The 8,634-nt window shown below is 71.1% G+C and carries 7 protein-coding genes; 5 read left to right on the forward strand and 2 right to left on the reverse strand.

The features are described 5' to 3' along the window. Positions 1–39: 39 nt before the first annotated feature. From AB0E98_RS25935 to AB0E98_RS25945, 3 genes are all read left to right on the forward strand, one after another. Positions 40–1,212 carry an SIS domain-containing protein gene (locus tag AB0E98_RS25935; RefSeq protein ID WP_361706834.1) on the forward strand — a complete coding sequence of 391 codons (1,173 nt, stop codon included), beginning with the start codon at positions 40–42 and terminating at the stop codon, positions 1,210–1,212. A 132-nt stretch (positions 1,213–1,344) separates the two neighbouring features. After that, the gene (manA, locus tag AB0E98_RS25940; RefSeq protein ID WP_361706836.1) at positions 1,345–2,556 is read left to right on the forward strand and encodes a mannose-6-phosphate isomerase, class I; all 1,212 of its coding nucleotides are present in this window, start codon (positions 1,345–1,347) and stop codon (positions 2,554–2,556) included. Between the two features lie 110 nt (positions 2,557–2,666). Next, positions 2,667–3,611: a cation diffusion facilitator family transporter gene (locus AB0E98_RS25945; protein ID WP_361706838.1), complete on the forward strand. Its 945-nt coding sequence runs from the start codon at positions 2,667–2,669 to the stop codon at positions 3,609–3,611. 90 nt (positions 3,612–3,701) lie between these two features. Here AB0E98_RS25945 and AB0E98_RS25950 read toward each other — a convergent pair whose 3' ends face one another. Further along, positions 3,702–5,765: a fructose-specific PTS transporter subunit EIIC gene (locus AB0E98_RS25950; RefSeq protein ID WP_361706840.1), complete on the reverse strand. Its 2,064-nt coding sequence runs from the start codon at positions 5,763–5,765 to the stop codon at positions 3,702–3,704. A gap of 358 nt (positions 5,766–6,123) precedes the next feature. Between AB0E98_RS25950 and ahcY the strand changes: the two genes are divergently transcribed. Both ahcY and AB0E98_RS25960 read left to right on the forward strand, forming a co-directional pair. Then, on the forward strand, positions 6,124–7,578 hold the full coding sequence (gene ahcY, locus AB0E98_RS25955) for an adenosylhomocysteinase (RefSeq protein ID WP_361706842.1): 1,455 nt from the start codon (positions 6,124–6,126) through the stop codon (positions 7,576–7,578). Between the two features lie 72 nt (positions 7,579–7,650). After that, positions 7,651–8,271 (forward strand): hypothetical protein, encoded by a 621-nt coding sequence (locus AB0E98_RS25960; RefSeq protein ID WP_361706844.1) that lies wholly within the window; start codon positions 7,651–7,653, stop codon positions 8,269–8,271. Positions 8,272–8,436: 165 nt separating this feature from the next. Here AB0E98_RS25960 and AB0E98_RS25965 read toward each other — a convergent pair. After that, on the reverse strand, positions 8,437–8,634 hold a 198-nt coding region (locus AB0E98_RS25965; RefSeq protein WP_361706846.1), incomplete at its 5' end, for a hypothetical protein.

Raw genomic sequence — 8,634 nt, forward strand, 5'->3', positions numbered from 1 at the left:
GGCGTATCCCACCCCACGGCACACGGAGGCTGAACAACGGTGTTCGACGAGTCCCTCCTCGATGACCCCGACGGCCTCTCCCGAGCCGACCTCCACGGTCTGCTCCGGGGCGCCGCGGAATCCGGCGCCCGGGTCCGTACGGCCGTGCGCGACGTCGCCGAAGCCGGCATCGACGCGCTCCAGCCGGACGGCCGCCCGCGCGCCGTCCTGGTCGCCGGCCCCGGACCGGCGGGCGGTTCCACCGCCGACCTGCTGGCCGCGCTCGCCGGGGACAGCTGCCCCGTCTCCCTGATCCGCCCGGCGGGCGTCGCCCCTGCCCCGGGCGCCCTGCGCTGGACCCTGCCCGGCTGGACGGGCCCGCTCGACCTGCTGCTCGTCGCCAGCCCGGACGGTACGGAACCGGGCCTGGCGCTCCTCCTGGAGCAGGCCTACCGGCGCGGCTGCACCGTCGTGACCGTCTCCCCGGCAGGCTCCCCGCTCGCCGACGCCACCGCCCAGGTGCGCGGCCTCGCCATCCCGCTGACCGTCACCCCGTACGAGGCGGCGATGGCCGGCGGCACCCCCCGGAACGACGACTCCCTGGTCGCCCTGCCCACCGGCCCCGGCACGCTCTGGTCGCTGCTCACCCCGCTCCTCGCCCTGGCCGACCGCATCGGCCTGGCCGAGGCGCCGCCCGCCGCCCTGGAAGCGCTCGCCGACCGGCTCGACCACATCGCCGAGCGCTGCGGCCCGGCCATCGCCACGTACAGCAACCCCGCCAAGACCCTGGCGGCCGAGGTGGCCGACACCCTGCCGCTCATCTGGACCGAGGGCGAGCTCGCCGCCGCGGTCGGCCGCCGGTTCGCGACCGTCCTCGCCGCGCTTGCCGGGCGCCCCGCGCTCGCCGCCGAGCTGCCCGAGGCGCTGACCGCGCACGGCACGCTCCTGGCCGGGGACTTCGCCGCGGGCGCCGATCCCGAGGACTTCTTCCGTGACCGGGTCGAGGAGTCCGAGGCCCTCCACGCCCGGGTGGTCCTGCTCCGGGAGCGCGGACCGGACGTCACCTCACCGGCCGGGGCCGCGCGCGAGCTCGCCCTGCACCGCGACACCCCCGTCAGCGAGCTGGAGGCCGACGAGGACAGCAGCCCGCTGGAGACCGCGGCCGACCTCCTCGCCACCACGGACTTCGCCGCCGTCTACCTCGCGCTCGCGGCCAAACCCGTGACTCGGTGAGCGCGTGCGCCAGTAGGCGCTCCGCAAGCCCGTAAACCAGCAAGTCTCTTTAAGCTCCCCCCTCGCAAGCCCGTAAGTCCGCACGAGAGTCCGCAAGCCCGGTCCCGTACCGACAAGTCAGGAACCGTTCCCATGGACCGCCTTCTCAACACCGTGCGCCCCTACGCCTGGGGCTCCACCACCGCGATCCCCGACCTCCTCGGCACCGCGCCCACCGGAGAGCCCCAGGCCGAACTGTGGATGGGAGCCCACCCCGGCGCCCCCTCCCGCGTCGACCGAGGCACCGGCCCCGTCGCCCTGAACGATGTGATCGCCGCCGACCCGCGCCGCGAGCTCGGTGACGACACCGTGGCGCGCTTCGGCCCCGGCCTGCCCTTCCTGTTCAAGATCCTCGCCGCCGCCGACCCGCTCTCCCTCCAGGTCCACCCCGACCTGGACCAGGCCGAGGCCGGCTACGCCGACGAGGAGGGACGCGGCGTCCCGGCCGACGCCCCGCACCGCAACTACAAGGACGCCAGCCACAAGCCCGAGCTCATCTGCGCCCTCACCCCCTTCGAGGGGCTCTGCGGATTCCGGGCCCCCGACGCCACCGCCGAGCTCCTCTCCGCCCTCGGCGTCGACAGCCTCAAGCCGTACGTCGACCTGCTGCACGCCCACCCGGAGAGCGCGGCCCTGCGCGAGGTCCTCACCGCCGTGCTCAGCGCGGAGCGCGACGCCGTCGCCGGGACCGTGACCGAGGCGGCCGCCGCGGCCGAGCGGCTCGCCGCCGAGGACGGCCCCCACCGCGCGGCCTACGCGGCCTACGCCACCCTCGCCCGGCACTACCCGGGCGACCCCGGGGTCCTCGCCGCGATGCTCCTCAACCACGTCCTCCTCCAGCCCGGCGAGGCCCTCTACCTCGGCGCCGGCGTCCCGCACGCCTACCTCTCCGGCCTGGGCGTGGAGATCATGGCCAACTCCGACAACGTGCTCCGCTGCGGGCTCACCCCCAAGCACGTCGACGTCCCCGAGCTACTGCGCGTGGTCCGCTTCGAAGCCACGCCCCCGGGCGTCCTGCGGCCCGAGGCCGACGTCGACGGCGCGGAGGAGTACGAGACGCCGGTGGAGGAGTTCCGTCTCTCCCGGTACGCGCTCGCCCCCGGCGCGACACCCCACCGGCTCGACGCCCGCACCCCCCAGATCCTGCTGTGCACCGCGGGCCGGGCTCTGCTGCGCGGCGAGGACGGCACGGAACTGGCCCTCGCACGGGGCGAGTCCGCCTTCGTACGGGCGGGGGAGCGGGTCGAGCTCGACGGTAAGGGGTCCGTCTTCCGCGCCACGGTGGGTGCCACGGCCGCCGCCTGACGACGGCTCGGCCGAACGGCTGCGACAATGACCGGCCGTAGCCCGTAAAGGCTGTATCCCATAAAAGATGTGCAAAGCAGCCGCAGGGGCGGAAGGGACAACCCGCGCAGATGAGTGCATCAGGCGGTACCAAGGCCATCGTCGCCGCGCTGGGCGCCAACCTGGCCATCGCGGTGGCCAAGTTCGTGGCGTTCGCCTTCAGCGGCTCGTCGTCGATGCTCGCGGAGGGCGTCCACTCCGTCGCCGACTCCGGCAACCAGGCGCTGCTCCTCCTCGGCGGCAAGAAGGCCCAGAAACAGGCCAGCGAGGAGCACCCCTTCGGGTACGGCCGGGAACGCTACATCTACGGCTTCCTCGTCTCGGTCGTGCTCTTCAGCGTCGGCGGCGTCTTCGCGCTCTACGAGGGCTACGAGAAGATCAAGGAGCCCCACCCGCTGGAGCACTGGTACTGGCCCGTCGGCGTGCTCGTCTTCGCCATCGTGGCCGAGGGGTTCTCCTTCCGCACCGCCATCAAGGAGTCCAACGCCCTGCGCGGCGAGCAGTCCTGGACCTCCTTCATCCGCACGGCCAAGGCGCCCGAGCTGCCCGTGGTCCTGCTGGAGGACTTCGGCGCGCTCGTCGGCCTCGTCCTCGCCCTGGGCGGCGTGGGCCTGACGCTCGCCACGGGCGACAGCGTGTGGGACAGCATCGGCACGCTGTGCATCGGCACCCTGCTCGTCCTGATCGCGCTGGTGCTGGCAGCCGAGACGAAGTCCCTGCTGCTGGGCGAGGCCGCGGGCCCGGACCAGGTGGCACGGATCCGCGAGGCGGCGGTGGACGGCGAGACCGTCACCCGCGTCATCCACATGCGCACCCTCCACCTGGGCCCCGAGGAGCTGCTGGTCGCCGCGAAGATCGCGGTACGGGGCGAGGACACGGCGACCCAGATCGCCCGCGCGATCGACGCGGCGGAAGCCCGCATCCGCGAGGCGGTCCCGATCGCCCGAGTGATCTACCTGGAACCGGACATCTACCTGGAACCGGACATCTACCAATCCAGCCCCTCCGGCGCTTGAGGACCGGGGGTTCGGGGGCGGAGCCCCTGAAAGAAACGGGAAGGGGCGGGATCGGGGACTCTCACCACGGCCCCCGCCCGCCACCGGCCCCTACCGAACCTCGGCCAGCACCCCAAGCACCGCCCCCTCACCCCCCGCATCCAGCAACCGCTCCCGGAACCCCGGATCCAGCAGCTTCCGCGCCAGCAGCGCGAGGATCCGCAGGTGCTCGTCCCCGGCCAGCGCCTCCGGTACGGCGATCATGAAGATCAACCGGGCCTTGGAGCCGTCCAGTGCCCCCCATTCGATCCCCTCGGCGGACCGGGCGAAGCCGACGACCGGTGCCGACACCGCGTCCGTCTTCGCGTGCGGAATGGCGATCTCCTCGCCCAGCCCGGTGGTGCCCAGCTCCTCCCGGGCGAGCGCGGCCGTGACGAGCGCGTCGACGTCCCGGACCTGCCCCGTGCCTGCCAGCAGCTCCGCCAGCTCCCGGATCGCAGCCTCCTTGCGGACCGCCGCGAGCTCCAGCCGCACGGTCTGCCCGGTGAGATAGCCGGACAACACCTCGGGCGCAGCCTCGGTCACGACCGGCGCCGTACCCACGGCCGCACCCACGGCCGCACCCACGGCCGTACCGGCTGTACGGGCCGTCCCGGCCGTACGAGCGACGGGCACCGCAACCGCATCGGCACCGCCACGGGCGACCGCACCCCGCCCCCCACCCCCCAACGCCATCAGCGTCACCGTCGTCAGCGCCGTCACCACCATCCCGACCCCGATCGCGATGAAGAACATCGGCACACCGCTCACCGCCCCCAGCACGGCCACGATGGGCCCGCCGTGCGGCACGCTGTCACCCACCGCCGCGAGCCCCGCGATGGCGCCCGCCACCGCGCCGCCCAGCATGTTCGCGGGAATCACTCGCGCCGGGCGGGCCGCGGCGAAGGGAATCGCTCCCTCGGTGATGCCGAAGAAGCCCATGAAGAGGGCGGCCAGCCCTGTCTCCCGTTCCTGCTCGCTGAACATCCCGCGCCGCAACAGCGTCGCCAGCCCCTGTCCGAGCGGCGGCACGGGGATGGCGGCGGCGCACATGCCCATGATCTCCGGGTTCTTGGACACGAGGCCCGCGCCGAAGAGGAAGGCCGTCTTGTTGACCGGACCGCCCATATCGAAGGCGATCATGAGACCCAGGAGCACGCCGAGCAGCGCCGCGCTCGTCCCCGTCAGACCGCCCAGCCAGTCCGTGAGGTGCTCGAAGACCCAGGCGATGGGCCTGCCGAGGACATAAATGAAGAACAGGCCGAGGACCGAGCTGGCCAGCACCGGGATCACGATGATCGGCATGATCGGCCGGACGAACTTCGGCACCCGGAGCTTCTTGATCCACAGGACCAGGTAGCCGGCCAGGAAGCCCGTCACGATCGCCCCGATGAAGCCCGCGCCGGACTTGGAGTCGTACAGCGCACCCGTGTTGGCGATCCAGCCGCCGATCATGCCCGGCACCAGCGCGGGCCGGTCGGCGATGGCGTAGGCGATATAACCGGACAGGATCGGCACCATCAGCGTGAAACCGATGACACCGATGTCGTTGACGTGCTTCCAGAACGTTCCGTCGGGGATCACCAGCCCGCCGTCCGGCCGGGGGTGCCCGCCCAGCGCCAGTGACACCGCGATCAGCAGCCCGCCGACCACGACGAACGGGATCATGTACGAGACGCCGTTCATCAGCGCCTTGTAGACGGTCCCGCGCCCCGGCCCGAGGACACCCGGCGCGCCCCTGCCCGCGATCGTGCCCGAGACCGTTCCACGGCCCGGTTCGTGGACCGGGGCCTCCAGCACCCGCTCGATCAGCTGCTCCGGGTGGTGGATGCCCTCGGCGACGCCGACGACCAGCAGCCGCTTGCCCACGAACCGGCTGCGGTCGACGTCCTTGTCGGCCGCGATGATGACACCGTCCGCCTGGCTGACATCGTTGTCGGTCAACACGTTCTCGGCACCGATGGAGCCCTGCGTCTCCACCTTGATGTCGTGGCCGAGCGCTTCCGCCGCCTGCGTCAGCTTCTCCGCCGCCATGTACGTGTGGGCGATACCGGTCGGACAGGCGGTCACGGCAAGCAGTTTGAGCCGCTGCCCGTGCCTCGTCGCGGGGGCGGACGGATCCGCTGATGGCGTCACGTGGATCTCCTCACAAATTCATCGTGCCCGCATCCTGCAACACCTGACGGTCCGACGGACAGGCCGTCCGGGGCGAGTCCGGAACCCGGCGCTCGGGGCTGGGGCTCGGCAGGGGCACCGGTGTAGATTCGTGCCAAGAGCCAGACGTCGCTGCTGATGGCAGGTCGGGCGGCCCGCGCGACGGACCGGCCGAGGGAGAGAGGGCCTCCGACGGACTGGGCTGCGGCCGGGGGAGCAGTGTGCGACCGATCGCGCCGCGGACCGTGCTCAGCCGGGTCCGCGCCACGACCGGGCGACGCTGTCCGTCCGCGTGCACAGCCGTACCCACTCCCGCTCGCCCCTCAGGAGGAGCAGCCGTATGACTACCACCACCGGTCAGGACTTCAAGGTCGCCGATCTGTCGCTGGCGGCCTTCGGTCGTAAGGAGATCACCCTCGCCGAGCACGAGATGCCCGGCCTGATGGCGATCCGCAAGGAGTACGCGGAGGCGCAGCCGCTGGCGGGCGCCCGAATCACCGGCTCCCTGCACATGACCGTACAGACCGCCGTCCTCATCGAGACCCTGGTGGCACTGGGCGCACAGGTCCGCTGGGCGTCCTGCAACATCTTCTCCACCCAGGACCACGCGGCCGCCGCCATCGCGGTCGGCCCCGACGGCACCCCGGAGGACCCCCGGGGCATCCCCGTCTTCGCCTGGAAGGGCGAGACTCTCGAGGAGTACTGGTGGTGCACGGAGCAGGCGCTGACCTGGCCGGGCACCCCCACCGGCGGCCCGAACATGATCCTGGACGACGGCGGTGACGCCACCCTCCTCGTCCACAAGGGCGTGGAGTTCGAGAAGGCGGGCGCCGCCCCCGACCCGGCCACGGCCGACAGCGAGGAGTACGCCCAGATCCTCACCCTCCTCAACCGCACCCTCGCGGAGAACCCGCGGAAGTGGACCCAGCTGGCGTCCGAGATCCGCGGTGTCACCGAGGAGACCACGACGGGCGTCCACCGTCTCTACGAGATGCAGCAGGCCGGCACGCTGCTCTTCCCCGCGATCAATGTGAACGACGCGGTGACCAAGTCGAAGTTCGACAACAAGTACGGCTGCCGCCACTCCCTCGTCGACGGCATCAACCGCGCCACCGACGTCCTCATCGGTGGCAAGGTCGCGGTCGTCTGCGGCTACGGCGACGTGGGCAAGGGCTGCGCCGAGTCCCTCCGCGGCCAGGGCGCCCGGGTCGTCATCACGGAGATCGACCCGATCTGCGCCCTCCAGGCCGCCATGGACGGCTTCCAGGTCACCACCCTGGACGAGGTCGTCGAGACCGCCGACATCTTCATCACCACGACCGGCAACAAGGACATCATCATGGCCTCGGACATGGCCAAGATGAAGCACCAGGCCATCGTCGGCAACATCGGCCACTTCGACAACGAGATCGACATGGCCGGCCTCGCCAAGGTCCCCGGCATTGTCAAGGACGAGGTCAAGCCCCAGGTCCACACCTGGACCTTCCCCGACGGCAAGGTCCTCATCGTGCTGTCCGAGGGCCGCCTGCTCAACCTCGGCAACGCGACCGGCCACCCCTCCTTCGTGATGTCGAACTCCTTCGCGGACCAGACCCTGGCCCAGATCGAGCTCTTCACCAAGCCCGAGTCCTACCCGACCGACGTCTACGTCCTGCCCAAGCACCTGGACGAGAAGGTCGCCCGGCTCCACCTCGCCGCCCTCGGCGTCAAGCTCACGACGCTGCGCCCGGAGCAGGCGGCGTACATCGGAGTGAAGGTGGAGGGCCCGTACAAGCCCGACCACTACCGCTACTGACCAGCCCGGCTGGTAGAACAGGCCCCCGCCCCCTCGGCGGGGGCCTGTCCCATTCGCGTCAAGGACCCCACCATGCCCCGCGGCCGTTACTCCCTTTACGACCCCCACGACCACTCCCCCCTCGGTGAAGAGCGCTTCCACTGCGCCCCCGGCCCTTCGGGCTGGCGCTATGTCTCCCAGCTCACCGCCCCGTCCGGCACCCCCACCGGCTCGGTCGACCTCGCCATCGACGACCTGGGCCGCCCCATCCGCCTCCAGCTCCAGAGCTCCGACTGGCAGGTGCGGGGTGCCGCCCTCGACGGAGTCACCTGGGTCCGTACCGACCCGACCGGCGAGCACGCGACCGAGGGCAATGTCCGCGCCCATGCCTTCAGCGGCGCGTCCCCCGCCTTCTACGTGGCCATCTCCCGGATGCTCCGCCTTTCCCCCGGCGGAGAGTCCGCGCGCGTCCGCCTCGTGACCTTCGCACCCCCCGTGCTCGCCCCCCTCACCCTCGACCAGTCGTGGGCCCTGGTCGACAGGACAGCACACGCCACTGACAGTGGCCCGCTCGAAGTGGACGAGTACCAGGTCAGCCACCTGGACACGGGGGAGCAGCACTCCGTCCACATCGCCGGGGACGTGGTCCTCTCGGCGCCGGGCATCGAGCTGGAGGAGCTGGACGGCCCGCCGTCGTCATGGGCACGGCCCTGAGCCTGGTAGTGTTCTCTTCGCCCCACAAGGACCGTTGACACGGGAGGAGTGGGGAGGTAGATTCGAACGGTTGCGACGAACTGGACTGGTTCCTCCGCAACGGGTAGTATCTACCGAGCTTCGGTCAGTGAATTGAATTCACTGGAACTCGAAGCACTCCCCTCCTTATCGGGATCCGAAAAGCCGATGTGAATCGGCCGGAAAGAATCTGATAAAGTCGGGGAAGCCCGGTCCAACAGGGCGCTGGAAACGAAAACCGGCCGGAAACGGAACGGAAAACGGATCTGGTAAGGTTGGAAACACCGAAGGGAAGCCCGGAGGAAAGCCCGAGAGGGTGAGTACAAAGGAAGCGTCCGTTCCTTG

Origin of the sequence: Streptomyces sp. NPDC037389, from assembly GCF_040636475.1 — a bacterium.
GTDB classification, from domain to species: Bacteria; Actinomycetota; Actinomycetes; order Streptomycetales; family Streptomycetaceae; genus Streptomyces; species Streptomyces hesseae.

What these genes read in the sequence shown, in the direction of transcription:
- manA (WP_361706836.1), top strand. Translation starts at nt 1,345, where the DNA reads ATGGACCGCCTTCTCAACACCGTGCGCCCCTACGCCTGGGGCTCCACC.
- AB0E98_RS25945 (WP_361706838.1), top strand. Translation starts at nt 2,667, where the DNA reads ATGAGTGCATCAGGCGGTACCAAGGCCATCGTCGCCGCGCTGGGCGCC.
- ahcY (WP_361706842.1), top strand. Translation starts at nt 6,124, where the DNA reads ATGACTACCACCACCGGTCAGGACTTCAAGGTCGCCGATCTGTCGCTG.
- AB0E98_RS25960 (WP_361706844.1), top strand. Translation starts at nt 7,651, where the DNA reads ATGCCCCGCGGCCGTTACTCCCTTTACGACCCCCACGACCACTCCCCC.